Origin of the sequence: Sphingomonas silueang (assembly GCF_040049155.1) — a bacterium.
GTDB classification, from domain to species: Bacteria; Pseudomonadota; Alphaproteobacteria; order Sphingomonadales; family Sphingomonadaceae; genus Sphingomonas; species Sphingomonas silueang.
Genome location: NZ_JBDZDK010000003.1, coordinates 1 through 24,404, shown reverse-complemented (window position 1 = coordinate 24,404; position 24,404 = coordinate 1). Strand labels below are relative to the sequence as shown.

Here is a 24,404-nt window from a genome sequence, read left to right as displayed (position 1 = left end):
CATGTCGCAACCCGCCGTCGCCATCCTCTATCAGGCGACCCCGCCCCCGGTGATCGACGGGCTGCGCAAGGATGCCAAGCCCGGCGGCTATTCCGACGGCGGGGCGGATATCGCGGTCGCGTTGCGGGCGCGCGGGGTACGGATCGTCACCCCGGTCGCCGCCCCCGATCCGGCGCGGGCGCTGGACTGGGTATTCCCCGATACGCCGGAGGGCATCGCCGCCGCGCTTGCCGCCGGGGCGGATACGCTGTGGGCCAATACCGTGCTGTTCACCGGGCATCCGATCGAGGCCGTTCCGCCGGGCACTGCGATCGTCGGGCAGGACGCGGCGGCGATGCAGCGGTTCGACGACAAGTTCGCCACCAACGCCATGCTCGCCGCCGCCGGACTGCCGGTAGCACGGTCGTTCCTGCTGGGCGGTACGGCCCGCGACGGTGTCCATGCGCTGACCGAGGTGGCCGGGGTGCTGGAGGCACACGCCCTCCCCTTCCCCCTGATCGTCAAGCCGGTGCGCGGGCGCGGCAGCCAGGGGGTGACGCTGGTCGCGGACCTGCCCGCGTTGCTCGCCGCGGCGGAGGCGCTGATCGCCGGGGCCCGGTTCGGCGACGTGCTGATGGTCGAGCAGTTTCTGGACGGCGAGGAGATGACGGTGACGATCCTGCCCGCGGCCTGTCCGCGCCCCGACGGCACGCACGGCGCCCGCCCGTTCGCGCTGCGCCCGGTGCGGCGGTTCGACCAGCGGGACGGGGTGGCCCCCTATAACGGCGACGTGCCCGTCACCGCCAACAGCGCGGCGATCGACGCCGGGCGGATGGGCGATCCGGCGGTGGCGGCGATGCTCGACGCCTGTATCGCGGCGGCGGAACGGGTGGATGCCCGCACCGCGATCCGCATCGATTGCCGCGCCGGTGCGGATGGGCGGTTGCTGCTGTTCGACCTGAACATGAAGCCCAACATGACCGGACCGGGCCGACCGGGGCGCGACGATCAGGACTGCCTGTCGGCGATCGCGGCGCGGGCGGACGGGTGGGACTATGGCGACCTGCTGCTGGCGATGCTGGCGGGACGGTGGGTGGTGTGAAGCTGCGGTCAGCCGCCACTACCCAAGCCGACCCGTTCGTCCCGAGCGAAGTCGAGGGACGGGCCTCGGGCGTCGCGCCGCGGTGTCTCGACTACGCTCGACACGAACGGTTCGATACGCAGGATTGCCTCTGGAGTTGATGACTTGAAGCGGACCCGTTCGTCCTGAGTAGCTGCTGAGCGACGTCGAAGCGGCGTATCGAAGGACCTGTGACCAGATGCTTCGATACGGGTCAACCTTCCGGCATCATGCTTCAGTTATAATAGTCCAGCATGTCGGCGGTCACCCAGCCGTAGACATAGTTCAGGTAGAAGCCCCCGAACAGCACGAGCGACACGATCGTCGTGCGCCACAGCATGCGGCCGACGCGGAAACCGGCGGGTGCGCTGTCGGCCTGTCCCGGGACCGGCGGCTCGCCCGCTTCATGCGTGGTGCGCACGCCGAAGGGGAGGACGAGGAACAGCGCCAGCACCCAGAACAGCATCCAGATGGCGAGCGCCGACTGCCATGCCATGCGCCCGCCCCCTCAGCCTCAGGCGTTGATGATGAGGACGTCGACCACCGGCTTCTTGCCGGTCCAGCGGGTCGCGACGCGGCGGACGGCGAGGCGGATCGCCTCGGGCAGCTTGCCGCGCTCGCGCCCCTTGGCGGCGACCGTCTCGGCGGCGGCGTCGACCGCTTCCTCGAGGAAGGGTTCGCGGTCTTCCTCGACCGGCACGCCCTGCACGCGGATCTGCGGATCGCCGACCAGCTGGCCCCGGCGATCGATCGCCACCGCGACCGACATGTGACCGAAGGCGGCGAGCTTGCGCCGTTCGTTGATCGTATTGCCGTCGGCGGGCAGGATCACGTCACCGTCGAGCGCGAGGCGACCGACCGTCGCATGGCCGACCTTGGTCGCGTTGCCCGGCGCGAGGCGCACGATATCGCCGTTGGTCTGGACCAGCGCCTGCCCGATGCCCTGCGCAAGGCCGTAGCGGGCATGCTCCATCAGGTGGCGCATCTCGCCGTGCACCGGCATCAGCACCTTCGGGCGCAGCCACTTGTACAGCTTGGCCAGTTCGGGGCGACCCGGATGGCCGGAGACATGGACGTGCGCCTGCCGGTCGGTGACCATCTCGATACCGGCGGCGGCCAGCCGGTTCTGGATGCGGCCGATTGCGACCTCGTTGCCCGGAATCTGCTTCGACGAGAAGATCACCCGGTCGCCCGATTCGAGCGACAGCTGATGCTCGCGGTTGGCGACGCGGGCGAGCGCGGCGCGCTCCTCCCCCTGCCCGCCGGTGGCGATGATGAGCAGCTGATCGCGCGGCAGGCGCATCGCGGTGTCGTAATCGACCGGCTGCGGGAAGTCCTTGAGATAGCCGGTGGCCTTGGCGACCTTCAGGATGCGGTCGAGCGAGCGGCCCGCGACGCAGATCTTGCGGTTGGTGTCGCGCGCCACCTGCCCCAGCGTGTGGAGCCGCGCGGCGTTCGAGGCGAAGCTCGTCACCATCACGCGGCGGCCCTTGGCCGACGACACCTGCTCGAACAGGCCCTTGCGGACATCGGCTTCGGAACCCGACGCCTCGTTGTTGAAGACGTTGGTCGAATCGCACACCAGCGCGAGAATGCCCTCGTCGCCGATCGCGGTCAGTTCCTCCGGGGTGGCGGGGGTGGCGACCATCGGTTCGCGGTCGAGCTTCCAGTCGCCCGAATGGAACACCTTGCCGTGCGGGGTGTCGATGACCAGTGCGGTCGCTTCGGGAATCGAATGCGCCATCGGCACGAAGCGGACGCCGAACGGGCCGACCTTCGTCTCGCCGCCGAGCGGCACGATCTTCAGTTTCACGCGGTCGGCGATGCCTTCCTCGTCCAGCTTGCCGCGGATGAGGCCCGCGGTGAACGGCGTGGCATAGATCGGCACGCCCAGATCGGCGGCGAGATACGGCAGCGCGCCGATATGATCCTCATGCCCATGGGTGATGACGATGCCGGTCAGCGCGTCGCCGCGTTCCTCGATGAACTGGAGGTCGGGGAGCATCACGTCGATGCCGGGATAGGCCGGGTCGGCGAAGGTCACGCCGCAATCGACCATCAGCCATTTGCCGGCGGTGCCGTACAGGTTGACGTTCATGCCGATCTCGCCCGATCCGCCGAGCGCGACGAAGAGCAATTCTTTCTTGGGGGTCACTCAGTCTCTTTCACTACTCGCGCCTATTCGCGAGGGTCTTGGTTTCAGTCGTTGTTTGCCGTGGATATATGGGTTCGGCGCCACAGCATCGCCAGTCCCGTGATCGTCAGGTCCTGTTCGATCGCATCGAAGACCTGCGTATGTTTCTCGAATAATATGGCGAGACCGCCGGTGGCGATCACGCGCACGGGTCGGCCGATCTCGGCCTTCATGCGCGCGACCAGCCCCTCGATCATCGCGATATAGCCCCAATAGATGCCGATGTGCATCTGGTCCACCGTATTGCGACCGATGACCGAGGTGGTCGCGGGCGCCTCGATCGCGATGCGCGGCAGCTTGGCGGCGGCGGTGACGAGCGCGTCGAGCGACAGGTTGATGCCCGGCGCGATGATCCCGCCCTTGTAGGCGCCGGTATAGTCAACCACGTCGAACGTGGCGGCGGTGCCGAAATCGACGACGATCAGGTCGCCCGCATGGGCGGCATGCGCGGCGATGGCGTTGAGCGCACGGTCCGCGCCCACCGCATGGGGTTCGTCCACGTCGAGCGCGATGCCGTAGTCGGCGTCGCCGCGCCCCGCGACCAGCGCCTCCACGCCGAAATATTTGGACGCCAGCACCTGGAGGTTGTGCAGCGCGCGCGGGACAACGGTGCCGATGATGACCGCCTCGACGCACGACCGGTCGCGCCCGTCGAGCGCGAGGAGCTGGTGCAGCCATACCGCATATTCGTCGGCGGTGCGACGCGGATCGGTGGCGATCCGCCAGCGCGCGACGATGGCGTCGCCGTCGACCAGCGCGCAGACCACGTTCGTATTGCCGGCGTCGATCGCGAGCAGCATGCGGATTCCCAGAGCGCCGGAAACGGGCGCGCGTGGGGGTATGCCCTAGAGAATGTGGGGCGTCGGGACAAGGATCGGCGTGAACGGGGCCGATTTCGTCATTCCCGCGGAGGCGGGAATCCATAGACGCTGGCGTAGCGGACAATCCGGCATCACCTGCGTCTATGGATTCCCGCCTTCGCGGGAATGACGAAGGGGGCGTCAGTTGCTTACCCCGCACCGTCATCCCGGCGGAGGCCGGGATCCATGGATGCGGGCGGCGTCGATGGGCCGCAACCGTGCCGTGTCCGTGGATTCCGGCCTGCGCCGGAATGACGGCGTTGGAGACGGGCCAAGCGTTGCACTCGCCCCCGCTTTCGCGCAGGTGATCTGCAACCAAGGGAGAGCCGGTTGGCGCGCAAGTTCCTGTATGTCGTGGCGGGTCTGATCGTCCTCGTGATCGTCGCCGCCTTCGCCTATCGCCTGTTCGGCGTCGACCTGATGCGCCGCGCGCTGGTGCCGGGCGTCGCGTTCCGCAGCGAACCGGCGATGGCGGCCAATGCCTATGCCGATCGCGGCATGTGGTTCGCGCGGCCCGGGCTCACCAACACGCCCGCCGACTGGCTGCCGCCCGGCGTCGCGCCGACCGCGCCGGGCGAGGCGGAGGTGTTCTTCATCCACCCGACCTCGTTCACCGGCACCGATCGCTGGAACGCGGCGCTGGACGACGGCGACACCAACGGGCGGGCGCAGGTCTTCCTGCGCGGACAGGCGAGCGCGTTCAGCGCCGCCGGGCGGGTATGGGCGCCGCGCTATCGCCAGGCGACGTTCGGCGCGTTCCTGACCGGCGAGGGTGCGGCGACCCAGGCGCTCGACCTCGCCTATCGCGACGTGGCGGCGGCGTTCGACCAGTTCGTGCGCGAGGCCGATCCGGAACGCCCGCTGATCCTCGCCGGACATAGCCAGGGGGCGCTGCACCTGACGCGGCTGCTGCGCGAGAAGGTGGCGGGCAGGCCACTGGCCGCCCGGGTGGTCGCGGCCTATGTCGTCGGCTGGCCGGTGTCGCGCAGCACCGATCTTGCCGCGCTGGGGCTGCCCGAATGTCGCAGCGCCGCGCAGGCCGGGTGCATCCTGTCGTGGCAGAGCTTCGGCGAGCCCGCCGATCCGTCGCTGATCTTCGACACCTATGACGCGACCACCGGGTTCGACGGCAGGCCGCGGGCGAATACGGCGATGGTGTGCACCAACCCGCTGACCGGCACGCCCGATGCCGCCGCCCCCGCCGGCGCCAATCGCGGGACGCTGGTGCCCGACAAGGCGCTGGAGAGCGCGACGCTGGTGCCGGGGCTGGTGCCTGCGCGGTGCGAGGGGCGCGGCATCCTGTCGATCGGGGCGGAGACGCCGGACCTCGGCCCCTATGTGCTGCCGGGCAACAACTGGCATGTGTACGACTACAGCCTGTTCTGGGCGAACGTCCGCGCCGATGCGCTGGCGCGGCTGGCGACGTGGAAGGCGAAGCGATGATTACCGAGGACCGCAGCCTGTTCCGCGAAGCGCTGCCCGAGGGCGGGCGGCTGATCGGGCTGGATGTCGGCACGAAGACGATCGGCACCGCGCTGTGCGACGCCGGGTGGAGCTTCGCCAGCCCGGCGGTACTGGTCAGTCGTACGAAGTTCGCCGCGGACAAGGCAAAGGTGCAGACGCTGATCCGGCAGCAGTCGGTGCGCGGGATCGTCATCGGCCTGCCGCTCAACATGGACGGCAGCGATTCCCCGCGCACCCAGTCGGTGCGGGCGTTCGCGCGCAACATGGCGGACCTGAACCTGCCGATCTTCCTGTGGGACGAACGCTGGTCGACCGTCGCGGTCGAGCGGCAGATGATCGCCGAGGATCTCAGCCGCGCCAAGCGTGCCGAGCGCGTCGACAAGCTGGCCGCCGCCTATATCCTGCAAGGGGCGATCGACGCTTTGGTCAATGTTCCGCTGGGGTGAGTGGACATAACGGGTACATTGCCGATACGGGGCGGCTATGGCCGCGTCCCTGTTCCTGTTGCTGAGCGTAATCCTGGCATTTACCGGCGGCGGCGCGCCATGGGTCACGGTGGCGACCGTGGCGAGTGCGACGATCGCGGGCACCCGCCTGCCCGATCTCGATACGCCGCTGAAGCTCGGCCATCGCAGCGCGGTGCTGCACGGCGTGCTGCCGATGCTGGTGGCGCTGCTCGATCCGCGGACATGGGGCGTAGCCGCCGGGCTGGGGTTCGGCATCGGGCTGCATCTCGCCGCCGACCTGTTTCCGGGCAGCATGCGCGGGTTCGCGACGATCAAGCTGCCGCTGTTCGGCTCGATCGGGACGGCGCTGTCCTATGGCTGGATCGCGGCCAATGCGGCTGGCAACCTGCTGGGCGGTGCGGTGGTGCTGGGGCAGATCGCCGACGGGGCGGCGCTGTCGGGGGCGTTGCTGACGGTCGGGGTATTCGGCGTCTTCTACCTGTTGCGCGCCGATGGCGGCTGGATGGCGCTGCTGCTGCTGGGTACGATCGGGTGGTGGTGGCTGGGGTGAGCCTGCCGGGCTCCCCTCCCTGGAAGGGAGGGGAGCGTTTGCGGTTCGGATCGGTCCAGCTTATCGGCGCTCTCAACCCCTTCGTATCCCGTCAGGAAACCCCATGGCCCGTATCGTCTCGCTCCTGCCCAGCGCCACCGAGATCGCGGTGGCGCTGGGCTTCGGCCCCGAACTGGTCGGGCGCAGTCATGAATGCGACTTTCCGCCGGAAGTCGCCGCCCTCCCCCGCCTGACCGCGACCAGGATCGAGAAGGGCCTGCCCTCCCGCCTGATCGACGATCGGGTGCAGGCGATCGTGACCGCCGGGCTGTCCTGCTACGAGGTCGATGCGCCGGGCTTGCGCGCGCTGCAGCCCAATGCGGTGCTGACCCAGTCGCAATGCGCGGTGTGTGCGGTCACGCCCGACGACCTGACCGAAGCACTCACCGACTGGCAGGGGAGCGCGCCGGTCCTCGTGTCGCTCGCGCCGGACGACCTGAGCGACGTGTGGGGCGATTTCCAGCGCGTGGCCGATGCACTGGGCGTGCCGGAGCGCGCCGCGCCGGTGGTGGCGGCGCTTCAGGCGCGGCTGTCCGCGATCGCCGCAACCGCCGCCGCGCAGCCGACGCGACCCACGGTGGCCGCGATCGAATGGATCGATCCGCTGATGGTCGCGGGCAACTGGGTGCCCGAGCTGATCGAGGCGGCGGGCGGGACCAGCCTGTTCGCCGAGGCCGGGCAGCATTCGCCATGGGCGGAATGGGATGCGCTGGTCGCCGCCGATCCCGACGTGATCGTGATGATGCCGTGCGGCTTCCAGATTCCGCAGACGCTGGGCGACCTGTCACCGCTGACCGACCGGCCGGGCTGGGCGAAGCTGAAGGCGGTGCGCGAGGATCGGGTGTTCGTGGCGGACGGACATCATTTCTTCAACCGCCCCGGCCCCCGGCTGGTCGAATCTGCCGAGATACTGGCGGAGGTGATCCACCCGGCGGCTTTTTCGTTCGGGCACGAGGGGCGCGGCTGGGTTCGGCTTGCGCGCGGCGGCGCGGCAGCCTAACGCCCGCGTTCATGCGCGCATCCGACCACCGCCCCGCCGCCATGATCGACGGCGGCGCCGTCTTTCCGCATCGCCATCTGACCGGCATCGAGGGATTGCAGCCGCACGAGATCCTGTTCCTGCTGGACGAGGCGGAACAATGGATCGAGGCGAACCGCAACCGCAGCGCCGGCGACCGGCGGCTGGCGGGCATCACCCAGATCAACGCCTTTTTCGAGAACAGCACCCGCACCCTGCTGTCGTTCGAGATCGCGGGCAAGCGGCTGGGCGCGGACGTGGTGAACATGCACGCGGGCCAGTCGAGCGTGAAGAAGGGCGAGACGCTGATCGATACGGCGGTGACGCTCAACGCGATGCGCGCCGACGTGATCGTCATCCGTCACAGCTCGTCGGGCGCGGTGCAGCTGATCGCCGACAAGGTCGACTGCCCGGTGCTGAACGCCGGCGACGGCTGGCACGAGCATCCGACGCAGGCTTTGCTAGATGCGCTGACGATCCGGCGGCGGCTGGGCGGGATCGCGCACAAGCGGGTCGTGATCTGCGGCGACATCCTCCACAGCCGGGTCGCACGCTCGAACATCCTCGCGCTGACCACGCTTGCCGCCGAGGTACGGGTGGTCGCGCCCACCACGCTGATGCCCGCCGCGATCGAGCGGATGGGCGTCACCCCCTTCACCGATTTCGACGCGGCATTGGCAGGCGCGGACGTGGTGATGATGCTCCGGCTTCAGAACGAGCGGATGAACGGCGGCTTCATCCCCTCCACCCGCGAATATCACCTGCGCTACGGCCTCACCCGCGAACGGCTGAAGCGCGCCGAGCCGGGGGCGCTGGTCATGCATCCGGGGCCGATGAACCGGGGGATCGAGATCACCAGCGACGTGGCCGACGATCCCAACGTGTCGGCGATCACCGAACAGGTCGAGATGGGCGTCGCGGTGCGCATGGCCTGCCTCGACGTGCTGACACGGCGAAGCCGCGGCGTGGAGGGCTGGGCATGAGCGTTTCCTTCCTGAACACGACGCGCGTGTGCCCGGCGGGCGGCGTCTCGACCGGCGACCTGCATGTCGCAGGCGACACGATCGTCGCCGACGCGCCGGGGGGCGAAGCGATCGACCTGTCGGGCAAGCTGCTGGCCCCCGCGATCGTCGATCTGGGCGTGTTCGCCAGCGACCCGGCGGCATGCCGCGCGGGCGGGATCGTGCGCGTCGGGCTGATGCCCGATCAGGCGCCGGTGCTCGACGATCCCGGCATCGTCGCGCGCGCCGCGCACATGGGCAAGCCCGACCTGTGGATTCACCCGATCGCGGCGGCGACGCAGGGGTTGCGGGGCACCGACCTCGCCGAAATGGCGATCAATGCCGAAGCGGGCGCGGGTGCGGTCGCGACCGGCAGGCGCTGGATCGCCGACAGCGGCGTGATGCGCAAGGTGCTGGCCTATGCCCGCGACTGCGGCCTCGTCGTGATCGCCCATGCCGAGGACGGCGGGCTTGCCGGTGACGCCGTGGCGACGGCGGGCGAAACCGCCTCACGCCTCGGCCTGCCCGCCGCCCCCGCGCTGGCCGAGGCGCTGGCGATCGCGCGCGACGTGATGCTGGCGGAGGAAACCGGCGCGCGGCTGCATTTCCGGCAGGTGACGACGGCGGCGGGGTTCGATCTGATCCGCAGCGCGAAGCGACGCGGCGTCCGGGTGACGTGCGGCATCACGCCTGCGCACCTGTACCTCTCCGACATCGCGATGAGCGATTTCCGCACCTTCGCCCACCTCTCGCCGCCGTTGCGTGACGAGAGCGACCGGCAGGCGGCACGCGCGGCCCTCTCCGACGGGACGGTCGACGTGCTGTGTTCGGGCCACGACCCGCGCGGGCCGGAGGCGAAGCGGCTGCCCTTCGCCGATTCGGAACCCGGCATGGCGGGGGCGGAGACGCTGCTGGCGCTGGGCCTCGGGCTGGTGCGCGACGGGCTGGTGACGCTGGAGCGGCTGTTCGCGCTGCTCAGCGCCAACCCGGCGAGGCTGCTGGGGCTGGACAGCGGCACGCTGGCGGTGGGCGCGCCCGCCGACCTGATCGTGATCGATGCCGATGCGCCGTGGCAGGTCCGCGCCGATGCGTTCGCGGGCAAGGCGGGCAATACCCCGTTCGACGGGCTGCCGGTGCAGGGCCGCGCGCTGCGCGTGATGAAAGGCGGCGCGTTCCTTTAGGGGGAACGCGCCGCCTCCTCCTGGGAGAGGCTCGGGAAACGGGTTAGCGGCGGGCGTATTGCGCAGGTCGTGCCCATTGCGCGAGCTGCTCGCCCGCACGGGCGCGTACGAAGCAGCGGGCACGCTGCGCGCGCAGGTCGCGGCACAGCCCGGCGGCGTCGGCGCGGGCGAGGCCGCCGACCGACAGGCGATAGAAACGGTTGCCGCCGATGCTCGCATGGATCCCCTGCGGCTGCATCCGCCCGAGCGCCGGGCTGCGGCGGCTGAGGCGGGTCCATGCGTCGCGCGCGACCGCCACATTCGCATACGCGCCGAGCTGGACGTAATAGCTGCTGGTTGCCGGGGTGCGGGGCTCGGGTGGCGCGGCACGGGCGGCGGTACGGACCGGCGCGGCCTGTGCGTATTGCGCGGGCAGCGCCTGCACGATCTCCTGCCGGGGGGCGAAGCGGATCGCCGGTTGCGGCGTGTCGGTCGCCGCAACCGCGACGGGGGTGGCGACGGCCGCGGGCGCGGCGAGCGGCGCGACGGCAGCGACCGCCGCCCGGGCGGGCACGGCGGGCGGTGGCGCGAGCGCCAGCTGCACCGGCTGGCCGCGATCCGCGACGGGCGTGACGCCGAGCAGCGTCGCGACCTGCTGCGCGGCATTGGCGGGCCGCGCGAACTGCGCCCATTCGCCGAGCCGCCGGTCGACCTGATCGCCGCTCATGTCGATCGATGCAACCGAGCGCGCCTCCACCCAGCGCCCGTCGAGCGCGAGTGCCAGCGCCAGATTCTGCCGCACGGTCGCGGTCGCGGCGGGATCGCGCGCGGCCTGCGCCAGGAGTGCGATGCCGCCCGCCGGGTCGCCCGCCAGCGCCAGCGCCAGCCCGCGATCCGCTGCGCCGATCCGCTCGGCATGGGCGGTAAGGGTGCCGCGCGCGCCGACCCAGTCGCCGGTCGCGGTCTGCGCCAGCGCGAGGTTCAGCGCGGATCGCCCGTCGGCGGGATCGATCGCCAGCACGTCGGAGAACGCCTGCACCGCCGAGGCGAAGCGTCCGGCGGCCAGATAGGCGCGCCCGAGCAGCGCGCGGCGCACGGCGTCCTGCGGTGCCAGCGCCACCGCCTGTTCGGCGAAGCGCACCGCGACCGCGCCGTTGCGCTTCGCCAGCGCGGCGGCAGCCCTGTCCGCATAGCGCGCGGCGTCGTCGCTCTCGACCGCGACCGCCCCGGTACCGGTGGCGACGAGGCCGAGCGCACCGCCGAGCATGGCGGCGGCGACGCCGATGGGCAGGAGAAGACGACGGTTCATGGTTCCACCCTGGAAGGATCGGGATCACCGGCGATCAGCCGGTCGATGAGGTCGGCGAGCAGCGCGTCGATCGTGCAGCCCCGCGCGGCGGCGACGGCGTGCAGCCGGGCGAGGCGGACGGCGTCCAATGCGACGTGCAGCGTCGCCCCGCTCGCATCGCTGCCGGTGTCGACCGGCGGCACGGCGGGCACGCGCGTGCCTTCGCCGCCGAAGTCGTTCCAGCCGAAGTCGTCGTCCTGCACCAGCGCGGCGGCGAGGCCGTTGTTGCGCATCGCCGGGCGCGCCTCCCCCTTGCGGGCGAGCAGGCCGGGGAGCATCGGCGCGGGGCGTTCGGGGGGCGCCATCAGCCCTGCCCCACCCCGCGCCGCCCGAAGCCGCCGGGGCCGCGCGGGCCTCGGACGCCGCCGGGGACGGCGAAGACGGTGCGGCGGAAATTCTTTTCCAGCCGGTCGTGCAGATAGGCCCAGAGCTGGGCGATCTCTTCGCTGGACTTCGATTCGGGATCGAGTTCCATCACGGTGCGCCCGTCGACCATCGACGAGGCGAAATCGACGCGGTGGTGGACGATGACCGGCGCGACCGTGCCGTGCGTCGACAGCGCCATGGTCGCCTCGGCGGTGACGCGCGTTCCCGGCGTCGCGGCGTTGACGACGAACACCAGCGGCTTGCCCGCGCGGTCGCACAGGTCGACGGTCGCGCCGACGGCGCGCAGATCGTGCGGGCTGGGGCGCGTCGGCACGACGACCAGTTCGGCGACGGCGATCACGCTCTGGATCGCCATGGTGATCGCGGGCGGCGTGTCGATCACCGCCAGCCTGAACCCGTGCGCGCGCAATATCTCCAGATCGGCGGCGAGGCGGGCGACCAGCGTCTGGGCGAAGGCGGGTTCGTCGGTCGCCCGCGCGTTCCACCAGTCTGCCAGCGACCCCTGCGGATCGATGTCGATCATCACCACCGGCCCGGCCCCGGCCCGTCCGGCCTGCACGGCAAGGTGGCCGGACAGCGTGGTCTTGCCCGATCCCCCCTTTTGCGATGCCACTGCCAGAACGCGCATGCCGTCCGCCGATCCCCGTCCCCGATACTCGCCAGCGTGATGCAACCGCCGGGGATAAAAACCGGTTAACGGGCACGGGCCGGTGCCGCGCCGCACACAGGGTCTTTCCGAACATGGTGAACGGCTGATATCGTCCGCGACGAACCGCAAAGGGGATGTACATGCGCGTAGCAATGGGTCTGGCAGTGGCGGGGGCGGCGTTGGCCGCGGTCCCGGCGCAGGCCGATGTGAAGGCCGGGGTGGACGCATGGACCCGCGGCGACTGGGCGACGGCGGTGCGCGAATGGCGGCAACCGGCGGTGGCGGGCGATGCCGATGCGCAGTTCAACCTGGGCCAGGCGTACAAGCTGGGCCGCGGCGTCCCGCTCGACCTGACGCAGGCGGAGCAATGGTATGCCAAGGCCGCGCTGCAGGGCCATCCGCAGGCGGAGGACAATTACGGCCTGATGCTGTTCCAGAACGGCAAGCGCGCCGAGGCGGTGCAATGGCTGGAGAAGTCCGCGAAGCGCGGCGAGGCGCGCAGCCAGTTCGTGCTGGGCACGATGCTGTTCAACGGCGATGCGGTGGCGAAGGACTGGCGGCGGGCCTATGCGCTGATGACGCGGGCGTCGTCGGCGGGCCTGCCGCAGGCGGCGGCGACGCTGGCGGAGATGGACCGCTATGTCCCCTTGGCCGATCGGCAGGCGGCGCTCACCGTGGCGCGCCAGTATGAAGCGAATGCGGGCAAGCTGGCGAGCACCACCGTCGCGCAGGTGCCTGCCGAAGCCCCACCGCGGATCACCACGCCCCGGCGTGCCCCGGTGCAGGTCGCCGACGCCGCCCCCGCCGCGCCGCCGTCCCGCCCCCGCGCGCCCGCGGCTGTCCCGGCGGCGAGCGGCGACTGGCGGGTACAGCTCGGCGCGTTCCGCGACGCGGGCAACGCGCGCAGCCTGTGGTCGCAGGTGTCGGGCAAGTTCGCCGGTCGCAAGCCGTTCTACGAAGCGGCGGGCGGCGTGACGCGGCTCCAGATCGGCCCGTTCGCCTCCGGCGCCGAGGCGAGCCGCGCCTGCGCGGCGATCCGCCCGACCACCTGCGTTCCGGTGAAGCGGTGATCGCCGCGCTGCTGCTGGCGGTGCAGGGCGCTGCGCCGGGCGCGGAGGCGCTGGCGCTCGGCGAGCGGCTGGCGCGCACCGGCATCCTCGCCACCGTCGCGCCGCTCCAGGCGCAGAAGGATATCGACGAACTGACCGAAACGCCGGGGCTGAGCGCAGCGGAACGGCAGCGGATCGCGGCGATCGGCGCGCAGGAACGCGACCGCGCGCTGGCCGGCGCGATGCGCGTGCTGACGGCGGCCTATGCGAAGCGGCTGACGATCGCCGAGCTGCGCGAACTCGTCGCACAGGCGGAGAGCCCGGCGGCGGTCCGGCGACGCGCGATCGAACCGGCGGTGATCGCCGAGACGATCGCGGGGCTGGGCGAGATCGACTTGCAGGACCGGATCGCCACCCGGATGTGTGCCGAGACGAAGAAGCTGTGCGATCGGGAGTGAACAGCAGCCTGCCCGTTCGGGTCCGGCCTGGCCGGGACGCGGCGCTTGCGGCACGTCCCTCGACTGCGCTCGGGACGAACGGGGTTCCGGGTAACGGGGGTCAGCCCGCGACCCATTCCCCCCGCGCAATCCCCTGAAGATACAGCAGCGCGGTCAGGTCGTTATGATCGATCCGCACCCCGGCCTCCGCCGCCACCACCGGCTTGGCGCGATAGGCGACGCCTACCCCTGCGCGGCGGATCATCGGCAGGTCGTTGGCCCCGTCGCCCACCGCCAGCGTCGCCTGGGGCTCGATGCCGAGTTCGTCGATCGCCGCCAGCAGCGTCACTTCCTTGGTCGTCGCATCGACGATCGGTTTGCGGACCTTGCCGGTCAGCCGTCCGTCCTCGATCAGCAGGCGGTTGGCGATCATGCGGTGGAAACCAAGCGCGTGGCCGACCGGCTCGGCGAAGCGGGTGAAGCCGCCCGACACGAGGATCGTCGTGGCGCCGCGCGCGCGCATGGTCTGAATGAGGGTCTTGGCACCGGGCATCAGCTTGACGCGCTCGTCGAGGCAGCGCCGGATCGCCGCTTCCTCCAGCCCCGCCAATAGCGCCACCCGCGCATCGAGCGCCGACGCGAAGTCGAGTTCGCCGCGCATCGCCCGTTCGGTCACTTCGGCGATCTGCGGCTTGATGCCCGCATAATCGGCCAGTTCGTCGATGCACTCGACGGTGATCATCGTCGAATCCATGTCGGCGACGAGCAGCGTCTTCTCGCGCGCAGCGGCGGGCTGCACCGCCACGTCGGTCGCGGGGAACACGCCCTCGATCGCGGCACGGGCGGCGGCGGGGTCGGTCGCGAAGCGGATATCGGCGGCGCGGCCCTCGTCCAGCCATTCCCGGCCGGTCACGCCGCAGCCCGCCGCATCCAGCCGGTCGGCGGCATCCGAAATATCGCCCGCGGCGATCGATTCGGCTGCTATCAGCGTGGCGATGAACATGGCGAACTCCCGTGACCGTCCAAGGGTGGCGCTCATCGCAGGCCCGACCGCCAGCGGCAAGTCCGCGCTGGCGATCGCGATCGCACGGGCGAAGGACGGCGTGGTCGTCAACGCCGACAGCGCGCAGGTGTACCGCGACCTGCGCATACTGTCCGCCCGCCCCTCGCCGGAGGAAGAAGCGAGCGCGCCGCACCGGCTGTTCGGCCATGTCGATGGTGCGGACAGCTATTCCGCCGCCGCCTGGGCGCGTGACGCGACGGCGGAAATCGACGCGGCGGTGGCGGCGGGCAAGCTGCCGGTGCTGGTCGGCGGGACCGGCCTGTATCTGCGCACCCTGCTCGACGGGATCGCACCGGTGCCGGAGATCGATCCCGACGTCCGTGCGGCGGTGCGCGCACTGCCGGTGGCAGCGGCGCATGCCGCACTTGCCGTCGCCGATCCGGCAGCGGCGGCACGGCTGCTGTCCGGCGACACGACGCGGGTGGCGCGCGCGCTGGAGGTGGTGCGATCGACGGGACGGACCCTCGCCGACTGGCAACAGGACCGCACCGGCGGCATCGGCGAGCGGATCGACGTGCGCGCCATGCTGCTGCTGCCCGAGCGCGACTGGCTGACCGAACGGTGCGACCGGCGGCTGGCGGCGATGTTCGACCATGGCGCGCGCGAGGAAGTGGCGGCGCTGCTCGCGCGCGACGACATAGCCCCCGACGCGCCGGTCCGCCGCGCGATCGGCGTGGGCGAGGTCGCGCGCTGGCTGTCGGGCGAATGGACCCACGATGCGGCACTCACCGCCGCCCGCTTCGCGACGCGGCAATATGCCAAGCGGCAGTATACCTGGTTCCGCAACCAGCCCCCCGCCGACTGGCTTCGCACCAGCGAAACCGAAACGTGCGCCCTTGCCGCCCAATTCGACACTTTATTACGCAATTAAGAGTTGACACGCACGTTTAATGCTACTAGCGACGCCACTCCAATTCTGGTATCGCGCCTGCGAAATTTGTTGGGTGAAGGAGCCGTCCCATGCCCGAGAAGAGCGGAGCCGACATATTGGTCGAAGCGCTGGTCGACCTCGGCGTGGAAGTCGTGTTCGGCTATCCCGGCGGGGCGGTGCTGCCGATCTATGACGCGCTGTTCCAGCACAGCCGGATCAAGCACATCCTCGTCCGCCACGAACAGGCGGCGACCCATGCGGCGGAGGGCTATGCCCGCTCGACCGGCAAGCCCGGCGTCGTGCTCGTCACCTCGGGTCCGGGCGCGACCAACGCGATCACCGGCATCACCGACGCGCTGCTCGATTCGATCCCGATGGTCGTCATCACCGGCCAGGTCCCGACCGCGCTGATCGGCACCGATGCGTTTCAGGAGGCCGATACCGTCGGCATCACGCGCCACTGCTGCAAGCATAATTACCTCGTGAAGGACCCGGCCAAGCTCGGCCATGTCATCCACGAGGCGTTCCATATCGCCACCGCGGGTCGTCCCGGCCCGGTCGTGGTCGACATCCCCAAGGACGTGCAGGTCGCGACCGCGCGCTACGCCAGGCCCGGCCCGATCCAGCACAAGACCTATCGCCCGAAGGTGAAGGCCGACCGTGCGGCGATCGAGCAGGTCGTCGACATGCTGGCCGCCGCCGAACGCCCGGTCCTCTACACCGGCGGCGGGATCATCAATTCGGGTCCGGCGGCGTCGCAGCTGCTGCGCGAACTGGCGCGGATCACCGGTGCGCCGGTCACGTCGACGCTGATGGGGCTGGGCGCCCTGCCCGCCTCCAGCCCACAATGGCTGGGGATGCTGGGGATGCACGGCACCTATGAGGCGAACCTCGCGATGAACGAGGCCGATCTGGTCGTCGCGATCGGCGCGCGCTTCGACGATCGCGTGACGGGGCGGCTCGACGCCTTCTCGCCCCGCAGCAGCAAGGTCCACATCGACATCGATCGCTCCAGCGTGAACAAGATCGTTCGCGCCGACCTCGGCATCATCGCCGATGCGGGCCATGCGATGGAGGACATGATCCGCGTGTGGAAGGCGCGGCAGCATCCCAAGCCCGATCTCAAGCCATGGTGGGCGAAAATCGAGGGCTGGCGCGCCAGGCGCTGCCTCGACTTCCCCGAGAACCGCAAGGAAATCATGCCGCAGCGCGCCGTCCGCGCGCTGTACGAGGCGACCAAGCACCGCGCCCCGATCGTCTCGACCGAGGTCGGCCAGCACCAGATGTGGGCTGCGCAGCATTTCGGGTTCGAGGCGCCGAACAAGTGGCTGACCAGCGGTGGCCTCGGCACCATGGGCTATGGCCTGCCCGCGGCGATCGGCGCGCAGCTGGGCAATCCGGGCGCCTTGTGCATCGACATCGCGGGCGAGGCGTCGATCCAGATGAACATTCAGGAACTGGCCACGGCGACGCAATATCGCCTGCCGGTCAAGGTGTTCATCCTGAACAACGAATATATGGGCATGGTCCGCCAGTGGCAGGAGCTGACCTATTCGTCGCGCTATTCGGAAAGCTATTCGGACTCGCTGCCCGATTTCGTGAAGCTGGCCGAGGCATACGGCTGGAAGGGCATCCGCATCGAGGGGCCGGACCAGCTCGACGCGGGCATCCAGGCGATGCTCGACCATGACGGACCGGTGCTGGTGGACTGCATGGTGGCGAAGCTCGCCAACTGCTTCCCGATGATCCCGTCGGGCGCGGCGCACACCGACATGATCCTGCAGGCCAACGAAGTCTCGGGCGAGATGGACGACGAGGCGAAGGCGCTGGTGTAATCTTTCAGCTCCTCCCCGGAACGGGGAGGGGGACCGCTCGAAGAGCGGTGGAGGGGGATCGCCCCAAGCGCATCGCCGGTGGAGGCCCCCTCCACCCCTCGCTGCGCGAGCGGTCCCCCTCCCCGTGCCGGGGAGGAACTTTCACATGCATATCAAGACCGAACAGACCGAACGGCACACGCTGGCCGTGCTCGTCGACAACGAACCCGGCATCCTCGCGCGGATCGCCGGGCTGTTCTCGGGCCGCGGCTACAATATCGAGAGCCTGACCGTGTCGGAGATCACGGCCGACAAGGCGGTCAGCCGGATCACCATCGTCACCAGCGCATCGCCGCCGGTGATGGAACAGATCATCGCCCAGCTCGACCGGCTGGTGCCCGTCCACAAGGTCATCGACCTGACGGTGCAGGGCGCGCATGTCGAGCGCGAGCTGGCGCTGGTCAAGGTCGTCGGCACCGGCGAGCAGCGGATCGAGGCGCTGCGTCTGGCCGAGGTCTACCGCGCCCGCGTGGTCGACGCGACGGTATCGAGCTTCGTGTTCGAGGTGACGGGATCGATCGAAAAGATCGACAAGTTCACCGAATTGATGGCCGAGGTGGGGCTGGTCGAGGTCGCCCGCACCGGAATCGCCGCCATCGCCCGCGGACGAGAGGCCGCCTGAACCCATCCGATGCGCCCGTGCGCGGCGCGACCAACATTGCAAAGGGAACCAACATGCGTGTCTATTACGATCGCGACGCCGATCTGAACCTGATCTCCGACAAGAAGATCGCGATCCTCGGCTACGGGTCGCAAGGCCATGCCCATGCGCAGAACCTGCGCGATTCGGGCGTGAAGAATGTCGCGATCGCGCTGCGCCCCGGTTCGGCCAGCGCCGCCAAGGCGGAGGGTGCGGGCTTCAAGGTGATGCCGAACGCCGAAGCCGCGGCATGGGCCGACATCCTGATGATCCTCGCCCCCGACGAGCATCAGGCGGCGATCTATGCCGACGATATCCACGCGAACCTGAAGCCGGGTTCGGCGCTGGCGTTCGCGCACGGCCTGAACGTCCACTTCGGGCTGATCGAGCCGCGCGCCGACGTCGACGTCATCATGATCGCGCCCAAGGGGCCCGGCCACACCGTGCGCAGCGAATATGTGAAGGGCGGCGGCGTCCCCTGCCTCGTCGCGATCCATCAGGATGCCAGCGGCAACGCGCACGACATCGCGCTCGCCTATGCCAGCGGCGTCGGCGGCGGGCGTTCGGGCATCATCGAGACGAACTTCCGCGAGGAATGCGAAACCGACCTGTTCGGCGAGCAGGCCGTGCTGTGCGGCGGCATCACCCACCTGATCCAGGCGGGTTTCGAGACGCTGGTCGAGGCGGGCTATGCCCCCGAAATGGCCTATTTCGAGTGCCTCCACGAAACCAAGCTGATCGTCGACCTGCTGTATGAGGGCGGCATCGCCAACATGCGCTATTCGATCTCGAACACCGCCGAATACGGCGACATCGTGACCGGTCCGCGGATCATCACCGACGAGACGAAGAAGGAAATGAAGCGTGTGCTGGCCGACATCCAGTCGGGCCGTTTCGTGCGCAACTTCGTGCTCGACAACCGCGCGGGCCAGCCCGAGCTGAAGGCGGCGCGCAAGCAGGCGGCGGCGCATCCGATCGAGAAGACCGGCAGCGAACTGCGCGCGATGATGCCGTGGATCGGCGCGAACAAGTTGGTCGATCAGACCAAGAACTAACGGCGTTAGTTCGTACTGATCGGCCAACCGGCCGGCGCGACGGAGCCCGCCCCTCGGGGCGCGGCTTCGCCGCGACCGACGGGCGGGCGGTAAAGGGAGCCAGCGCCTCCCCCACCCGTCCTTCCCGCGCAGGCGGGAATCGATAGACGCCGACCTGCCGGCTCCAACAGCGGCGCTGCGTGTATGGGTTCCCGCCTGCGCGGGAACGACGATAGCGCCCCCCGTCATCCCGGCGCAGGCCGGGATCCATGGACGCGGCACGGTCGCGGATCGATCGACAGCGCCCGACACAATGGATTCCGGCCTGCGCCGGAATGACGAAGCAGCGGCCGTTTACGGTTCGCGCCCCACGCCGGAATGACGAGACTGGTGCGGCGGCCCCCACCCCCACGGCACCATCCGCGAAACCGTTCGTTTCGCATCCGGTATTTGACCCGAAGGCCCCCGCCCCCGACAAGGCGGCATCGTCCTTCGCCCCCGAAACCGGAGAGCCTGTCCTCATGCGCACCCCCCTGATCCTCGCCGCCGCGCTGTTCGCGGTCGCCGCCCCCACGGTCGCCCAGATGCCCGGCGCGCCCGACAAGTCGCGCGTCGCTGCGGGCAACTACACCGTCGACACCGCGCATACCCAGGTCGCGTGGCGGGTGAACCACATGGGCTTCTCGATGCTCGACGGACTGTTCGGCGCGAGCGGCGGCAGCGCCGTGATCGATCCGAAGAACCCGGCGGCGAGCAAGGTCAGCATCGACTTCAACATCGCCGATTCGCTGACCGTCACCAGCCCGCAGTTCGCGGGCCATCTGAAGTCGAAGGATTTTTTCGACGTCGCGACCTATCCGACCGCCAAGTTCGTCTCCACCCGCATCACCCCGATGGGCGACCACTGGATGATGACCGGCAATCTGACGATCAAGGACCAGACGAAGCCGGTGCAGCTGACCGTCCGCTTCATGGGTGCCGGTCAGAACCCGATGAACAAGAAGGCGAACGTCGGCTTCACCGCCACCGGCAGCATCCAGCGCAGCCAGTTCGGCCTCGGCTACGCCGTGCCCGCCGTGTCGGACAAGGTCGACCTGACGATCAACGCCGCGTTCGTCGCCGCGTGAGGCCCCGGCGGGGCGGGCATCGCGCCTGCCCCGCATCGCTACTGGACATTCGCGCCGCCAGCCGCCACAGACGCAGCATGGCCGCGCTGGCGATCCGCATCCTACGACTTAGCCGCCCTTAGGGGAGGAACGCGCGTACGTGCGCCTTCCCTGAGGGAGTATCCGACCCATCGGCAGATACCGGCGCATCCCCTGCGCCCCTGACAGGCTAGAGACGACATGCTGCGTGATCCTTCGACCAAATATCGCCCCTTCCCCACCATCGACCTGCCCGACCGGCAGTGGCCGTCGCGCACGATCACCCGGGCGCCGCGCTGGCTCTCCACCGACCTGCGCGACGGCAACCAGGCGCTGATCGACCCGATGGGCGCGGAGAAGAAGACCCGCTTCTTCGACCTGCTGCTCAAGGTCGGCCTGAAGGAGATCGAGGTCGGCTTTCCCTCGGCGGGCGCGACCGAGTTCGACTTCATCTCCGGGCTGGTGCGCGAGGATCGCATCCCCGACGACGTATGGGTGCAGGTGCTGACCCAGTCACGCCGCGACCTGATCGAGCGCAGCTTCGAGAGCCTCGACGGTGCGAAACAGGCGATCGTCCACCTCTACAATGCGGTCAGCCCGGCATGGCGGCGGATCGTGTTCGGCATGGAGCGTAGCGAGGTAAAGGCGATCGCCGTCGCCGGGGCCAAGGTGCTGCGCGACGAGGCGGGCAAGCGCCCCGACACCGACTGGCGGTTCGAGTACAGCCCGGAAACCTTCTCCACCGCCGAGCTCGATTTCTCGGTCGAGGTCTGCGCGGCGGTAATGGACGTGCTCCGGCCGACGCCGGACAAGCCGCTGATCCTGAACCTGCCCGCGACCGTCGAGGCGGCGACGCCCAACGTCTATGCCGACCAGATCGAATGGTTCTGTCGCAACGTACCGAACCGCGACAGCGTGGTGATCTCGCTGCACACCCACAATGATCGCGGCACCGGCGTGGCGGCGGCGGAGCTGGGGCTGATGGCGGGCGCCGACCGGGTCGAGGGCTGCCTGCTCGGTAACGGCGAGCGTACCGGCAACTGCGACCTCGTGACCGTGGCGCTGAACCTGTACACGCAGGGCGTCGATCCCAGGCTCGACCTGTCGGACATCGATGCGGTGGTGAACACGGTCAACTATTGCACCAGCCTGCCGGTGCATCCGCGCACGCCGTACGCGGGCGACCTCGTGTTCACCGCCTTTTCGGGCAGCCATCAGGACGCGATCAAGAAGGGCATGGCGGCGCAGGCGGTGCGCAACGACGGGCTGTGGGAAGTCCCCTATCTGCCGATCGATCCCGCCGACCTTGGCCGCAGCTATGAAGCGGTGATCCGCGTCAATTCGCAATCGGGCAAGGGTGGCGTGGCCTGGGTGCTGGAACAGGACAAGGGGCTGAAGCTGCCCAAGCGGTTGCAGGCCGATTTCAGCCGCCATGTCCAGGCGATGGCCGACGATCTCGGCCGCGAACTCAACGCCGCCGATATCTGGACCGCCTTCGCCGCCGCCTATCTGCCCGGCGGCGCGGATCGCTATGCGCTGATCGACTATGCCGAGACGCACGGGCCGAACGGCGGGCCGCCGCGTACCTTCGTTGGGCGGGTCCGGCTGGACGGCGAGGAGCGCTCGATCTCGGGCAAGGGCAACGGGCTGCTCTCCGGCCTGCTCGCCGCGCTGCGCGAGGACGGCGGGATCGACATGGACGTGGTGGATTACAGCGAACATGCGATCGGCCACGGCGCAGACGCGCAGGCGGCGGCCTATCTCGAATGCAGCCTCCCCGACGGGCGGCGGGTGTTCGGCGTCGGCATCGACGGCGACGTGGCGACCGCGACGGTCCGCGCGGCGCTGAGCGCGGCGAATGCGGCGGGGCGGGGATAGTCTGACCGTCACGACCGGGTCGGGCCATCCCGTTCGTCCTGAGTAGCCGTTGCGCTTGCCGAAACGGCGTATCGGAGGACCGCGAACGGTGCTTCGATACGGGCCTTCGACTTCGCTCAGTCCCTACTCAGCACGAACGGTCCGGCTTGTTGGGCGGCGCAAGGTTAGAACGACAGCCGCGCCCGGGCCAGTACCGCGTCGCCGCTGTGCCGCCGGTCGCCGACCACCGGCACCACCGCATCGTCGCGGAGGTCGGTGCCGACATAGTCGACCCCCAGCGTCAGCGGCCCGGTCACGTGATCCACGCCCAGCCGCCAGTCGCTATACGCCCCGCCAGGCCGCAGCCGGTTGGCGCGTACCGGATCGTCGACCGTGCCCGACGACCGCCCTATCGAGGCGACCAGCGTGAACGGCGTCGCCGGGATACCCGCCACCGCCCTTGCCGACAGATACAGGTTGCTGCCCCCGATCGCGCGCTGCGGCGGGGCCCAGGTCGCGCCCGCGCTCGCCTCGACCGGGCCGAGAGTATAGCGCGCCTCCACGCCGACCTCGCCGTAATCGGCGCGCGTCATGGCACCGGCGAACACATGGCCGATCGCCAGCGCGCGCAGTTCGACCGGCCCCAGCGATTGTCCGAACGCCGCACCGATATCGGCCACCGCATCGGCGCCATACTGCCGGTCCGATTCCCGCAGCGCCGCGACCCGTGCGTCGAGATCGATCCCGCCGAGCGTCGCCGCGACATCGCCGGAGATCGACGCCCGCCCCCCGCTCCAGCTCAGGCCGCGACGGCGTTCGTCGCTCGTCGCTTCCACGCCGACCTGCGGCAGCGATTGCGCATGGGCGACGCTGCCGAGCAACGACAGCACCGCCACCGATACCGACCGGAGGATCATCCGGCCTGCGTCGTCCCGTGCAGGCGGTCGACCTCGGCATGGAGCACGCCGTGATCCTCCTGCGCCACGCGGACGAGCGCGGCGCGCAGTTCGTCGCTGCGGCTCGCGACCTCACGCGCGATTCCGGCCTTCTGCGCGCTGCACCAGCCCGGACGGCTGCCCGTGACCGCGTCGTCATGCGCGAACGAGCGCGCCATCGTCGCGCCCGACGCATGGCGCGCCGCCCGATCGACCACCAGCCCCGCGCGCCACAGGCAGCGCAGCGTGGACGGACGCCCGCCGACCCCGACGCTGCCGATCTGGCGATGCTCGATCCGCACGTCGGCGCGGTAATGCGTGTCGACCGCGCCGCTGGCGTGCGCCACCTGCGTGCGATGCTCGATGGCGCCGCCCTGCGCCGGGTTCACGGGTGCGATCGCGAGTGCGACCAAGGCGAAGAACATGTCCGTCTCCTTGCTTTCATCCTGCGGACGGCCCCGGCTCTACCGGTGGCCGTACGGGCAGCCTGCCCGCAAAAAACCAATCATTCCAGCGCGGAACGGTTCCATCCCGAAACGAACGACGCCGCCCGGAACCCATCGGCTCCGGGCGGCGTGCAGTTTGTCGGGAACCTCGCTACGCGCGAGGTTCGAGGCGGTGCCGGCCCGCTCCCCCACCCGGCCACCCACACGGTATCTTCGATGGGTGGCCGGGTGGGGGAGCGGGCCGGCACCGCAAAACGTGCCGTCAGCACGTTTTCAGAAAAGCGCTCACTTCATGTGCGCGCTGAGCAGCTTGTTCATCTCGAACATGCTGCACGACTTCTTGCCGAACAGCTTCTCCAGCGTCTCGTCGGCCAGGATCTCGCGCTTGTCCTTCGGGTTCTGAAGGTCGTGCTTCTTGATGTATTCCCACATCTTGCTCACGACCTCGCTGCGCGGCAGCGGATCGGAGCCGGTGATCTTGGCGAGTTCGACCGACGGCGTGACCGGCTTGGCGATCCCGCCCTTGGCACCGCCGGTGGCGGCGGTCGTCTTGGGTTCCTTGGCCATGATAATCTCCCTAAATCCCCCTACAGGGCCACACGCCTCGCTGGGCGCGCGGCAGGCTGGCGGTTATGCAGCGTTCGGGGCCGGTTGTCGCGGGGGAATTGCCGTCCCGGACCCCGAACGCCGTTCGATTATACGGTTTGCTCAAAGTCTGTTTGAAAACTCGCGGAAGTGCGAGTTTCGGGCGGCACCGGCCCGCTCCCCCACCCGGCCACCCATCAGGATACTCGCGTGGGTGGCCGGGTGGGGGAGC

General features: G+C 69.8%; 25 protein-coding genes. 15 read left to right on the top strand and 10 right to left on the bottom strand.

What is annotated here, in order from left to right; genetic code table 11:
- The first annotated feature begins 1 nt into the window (after window position 1).
- Window positions 2–1,081 carry a D-alanine--D-alanine ligase family protein gene (locus ABLE43_RS03900; protein ID WP_348977168.1) on the top strand — a complete coding sequence of 360 codons (1,080 nt, stop codon included), beginning with the start codon at window positions 2–4 and terminating at the stop codon, window positions 1,079–1,081.
- Window positions 1,082–1,334: 253 nt separating this feature from the next.
- On the opposite strand, the gene ABLE43_RS03895 is transcribed toward ABLE43_RS03900, so the two are convergent.
- The 3 genes from ABLE43_RS03895 to ABLE43_RS03885 are packed head-to-tail and all read right to left on the bottom strand — an operon-like array spanning window position 1,335 to window position 4,093.
- Entirely contained in the window at window positions 1,335–1,595 is a 261-nt protein-coding gene (locus ABLE43_RS03895) for a DUF1467 family protein (protein ID WP_348977167.1), read from the bottom strand.
- 18 nt (window positions 1,596–1,613) lie between these two features.
- Entirely contained in the window at window positions 1,614–3,254 is a 1,641-nt protein-coding gene (locus ABLE43_RS03890) for a ribonuclease J (RefSeq protein ID WP_348977166.1), read from the bottom strand.
- Window positions 3,255–3,298: 44 nt separating this feature from the next.
- The gene (locus tag ABLE43_RS03885) at window positions 3,299–4,093 is read right to left on the bottom strand and encodes a type III pantothenate kinase (protein WP_348977165.1); all 795 of its coding nucleotides are present in this window, start codon (window positions 4,091–4,093) and stop codon (window positions 3,299–3,301) included.
- Between the two features lie 390 nt (window positions 4,094–4,483).
- Between ABLE43_RS03885 and ABLE43_RS03880 the strand changes: the two genes are divergently transcribed.
- From ABLE43_RS03880 to ABLE43_RS03855, 6 genes are all read left to right on the top strand, one after another.
- Window positions 4,484–5,596: a DUF3089 domain-containing protein gene (locus tag ABLE43_RS03880; RefSeq protein WP_348977164.1), complete on the top strand. Its 1,113-nt coding sequence runs from the start codon at window positions 4,484–4,486 to the stop codon at window positions 5,594–5,596.
- Window positions 5,593–6,063 (top strand): Holliday junction resolvase RuvX, encoded by a 471-nt coding sequence (gene ruvX, locus ABLE43_RS03875; protein WP_348977163.1) that lies wholly within the window; start codon window positions 5,593–5,595, stop codon window positions 6,061–6,063. The genes ABLE43_RS03880 and ruvX overlap by 4 nt, the downstream gene beginning before the upstream one ends.
- Window positions 6,064–6,100: 37 nt before the next feature.
- The gene (locus tag ABLE43_RS03870) at window positions 6,101–6,634 is read left to right on the top strand and encodes a hypothetical protein (protein WP_348977162.1); all 534 of its coding nucleotides are present in this window, start codon (window positions 6,101–6,103) and stop codon (window positions 6,632–6,634) included.
- Between the two features lie 103 nt (window positions 6,635–6,737).
- Window positions 6,738–7,673 carry a cobalamin-binding protein gene (locus tag ABLE43_RS03865; RefSeq protein ID WP_348977161.1) on the top strand — a complete coding sequence of 312 codons (936 nt, stop codon included), beginning with the start codon at window positions 6,738–6,740 and terminating at the stop codon, window positions 7,671–7,673.
- A gap of 11 nt (window positions 7,674–7,684) precedes the next feature.
- Window positions 7,685–8,674: an aspartate carbamoyltransferase catalytic subunit gene (locus ABLE43_RS03860; RefSeq protein ID WP_348977160.1), complete on the top strand. Its 990-nt coding sequence runs from the start codon at window positions 7,685–7,687 to the stop codon at window positions 8,672–8,674.
- Complete coding sequence (locus ABLE43_RS03855; RefSeq protein ID WP_348977159.1) at window positions 8,671–9,873, top strand: dihydroorotase; 1,203 nt, start codon at window positions 8,671–8,673, stop codon at window positions 9,871–9,873. The genes ABLE43_RS03860 and ABLE43_RS03855 overlap by 4 nt, the downstream gene beginning before the upstream one ends.
- Before the next feature lie 43 nt (window positions 9,874–9,916).
- On the opposite strand, the gene ABLE43_RS03850 is transcribed toward ABLE43_RS03855, so the two are convergent.
- From ABLE43_RS03850 to ABLE43_RS03840, 3 genes are read right to left on the bottom strand one after another with little or no spacing between them, the layout of a single operon-like run.
- The gene (locus tag ABLE43_RS03850; RefSeq protein ID WP_348977158.1) at window positions 9,917–11,161 is read right to left on the bottom strand and encodes an SPOR domain-containing protein; all 1,245 of its coding nucleotides are present in this window, start codon (window positions 11,159–11,161) and stop codon (window positions 9,917–9,919) included.
- The gene (locus tag ABLE43_RS03845) at window positions 11,158–11,505 is read right to left on the bottom strand and encodes a hypothetical protein (RefSeq protein ID WP_348977157.1); all 348 of its coding nucleotides are present in this window, start codon (window positions 11,503–11,505) and stop codon (window positions 11,158–11,160) included. The genes ABLE43_RS03850 and ABLE43_RS03845 overlap by 4 nt, the downstream gene beginning before the upstream one ends.
- Window positions 11,505–12,215 carry an AAA family ATPase gene (locus ABLE43_RS03840; RefSeq protein WP_348977156.1) on the bottom strand — a complete coding sequence of 237 codons (711 nt, stop codon included), beginning with the start codon at window positions 12,213–12,215 and terminating at the stop codon, window positions 11,505–11,507. Before ABLE43_RS03840 ends, ABLE43_RS03845 begins: the two co-directional genes overlap by 1 nt.
- A gap of 161 nt (window positions 12,216–12,376) precedes the next feature.
- Between ABLE43_RS03840 and ABLE43_RS03835 the strand changes: the two genes are divergently transcribed.
- Both ABLE43_RS03835 and ABLE43_RS03830 read left to right on the top strand, forming a co-directional pair.
- Window positions 12,377–13,306, top strand: coding sequence for an SPOR domain-containing protein (locus ABLE43_RS03835; protein WP_348977155.1), 930 nt, complete (start codon window positions 12,377–12,379; stop codon window positions 13,304–13,306).
- Window positions 13,303–13,743 (top strand): hypothetical protein, encoded by a 441-nt coding sequence (locus tag ABLE43_RS03830; RefSeq protein ID WP_348977154.1) that lies wholly within the window; start codon window positions 13,303–13,305, stop codon window positions 13,741–13,743. Before ABLE43_RS03835 ends, ABLE43_RS03830 begins: the two co-directional genes overlap by 4 nt.
- Before the next feature lie 100 nt (window positions 13,744–13,843).
- Here the strand turns inward: ABLE43_RS03830 and serB are convergent, their stop codons facing one another.
- Window positions 13,844–14,725 carry a phosphoserine phosphatase SerB gene (gene serB, locus ABLE43_RS03825; RefSeq protein WP_348977153.1) on the bottom strand — a complete coding sequence of 294 codons (882 nt, stop codon included), beginning with the start codon at window positions 14,723–14,725 and terminating at the stop codon, window positions 13,844–13,846.
- Between serB and miaA the strand changes: the two genes are divergently transcribed.
- The 6 genes from miaA (at window position 14,724) to leuA (ending at window position 22,227) form a co-directional block, all read left to right on the top strand.
- Window positions 14,724–15,656 carry a tRNA (adenosine(37)-N6)-dimethylallyltransferase MiaA gene (gene miaA / locus ABLE43_RS03820; RefSeq protein WP_348977152.1) on the top strand — a complete coding sequence of 311 codons (933 nt, stop codon included), beginning with the start codon at window positions 14,724–14,726 and terminating at the stop codon, window positions 15,654–15,656. The two genes, serB and miaA, sit on opposite strands and share 2 nt — an antisense overlap.
- Window positions 15,657–15,745: 89 nt before the next feature.
- Window positions 15,746–17,491, top strand: a complete 1,746-nt coding sequence (locus ABLE43_RS03815) for an acetolactate synthase 3 large subunit (RefSeq protein WP_348977151.1) — start codon at window positions 15,746–15,748, stop codon at window positions 17,489–17,491.
- Window positions 17,492–17,636: 145 nt separating this feature from the next.
- A complete protein-coding gene (gene ilvN / locus ABLE43_RS03810) occupies window positions 17,637–18,152 on the top strand; it encodes an acetolactate synthase small subunit (RefSeq protein ID WP_348977150.1) in 516 nt (171 codons plus the stop codon).
- A gap of 53 nt (window positions 18,153–18,205) precedes the next feature.
- Window positions 18,206–19,225 carry a ketol-acid reductoisomerase gene (gene ilvC, locus ABLE43_RS03805; protein WP_348977149.1) on the top strand — a complete coding sequence of 340 codons (1,020 nt, stop codon included), beginning with the start codon at window positions 18,206–18,208 and terminating at the stop codon, window positions 19,223–19,225.
- 500 nt (window positions 19,226–19,725) lie between these two features.
- Window positions 19,726–20,331 carry a YceI family protein gene (locus ABLE43_RS03800; protein WP_348977148.1) on the top strand — a complete coding sequence of 202 codons (606 nt, stop codon included), beginning with the start codon at window positions 19,726–19,728 and terminating at the stop codon, window positions 20,329–20,331.
- 219 nt (window positions 20,332–20,550) lie between these two features.
- Window positions 20,551–22,227 (top strand): 2-isopropylmalate synthase, encoded by a 1,677-nt coding sequence (gene leuA / locus ABLE43_RS03795; protein ID WP_348977147.1) that lies wholly within the window; start codon window positions 20,551–20,553, stop codon window positions 22,225–22,227.
- A gap of 164 nt (window positions 22,228–22,391) precedes the next feature.
- Here leuA and ABLE43_RS03790 read toward each other — a convergent pair whose 3' ends face one another.
- The 3 genes from ABLE43_RS03790 to ABLE43_RS03780 all read right to left on the bottom strand — a co-directional run bounded on the left by ABLE43_RS03790 (window position 22,392) and on the right by ABLE43_RS03780 (window position 24,154).
- The gene (locus ABLE43_RS03790; protein ID WP_348977146.1) at window positions 22,392–23,123 is read right to left on the bottom strand and encodes a TorF family putative porin; all 732 of its coding nucleotides are present in this window, start codon (window positions 23,121–23,123) and stop codon (window positions 22,392–22,394) included.
- Window positions 23,120–23,566 (bottom strand): hypothetical protein, encoded by a 447-nt coding sequence (locus tag ABLE43_RS03785; protein ID WP_348977145.1) that lies wholly within the window; start codon window positions 23,564–23,566, stop codon window positions 23,120–23,122. Before ABLE43_RS03785 ends, ABLE43_RS03790 begins: the two co-directional genes overlap by 4 nt.
- A 306-nt stretch (window positions 23,567–23,872) precedes the next feature.
- A complete protein-coding gene (locus ABLE43_RS03780; RefSeq protein ID WP_348977144.1) occupies window positions 23,873–24,154 on the bottom strand; it encodes an SWIB/MDM2 domain-containing protein in 282 nt (93 codons plus the stop codon).
- Window positions 24,155–24,404 lie beyond the last annotated feature (250 nt).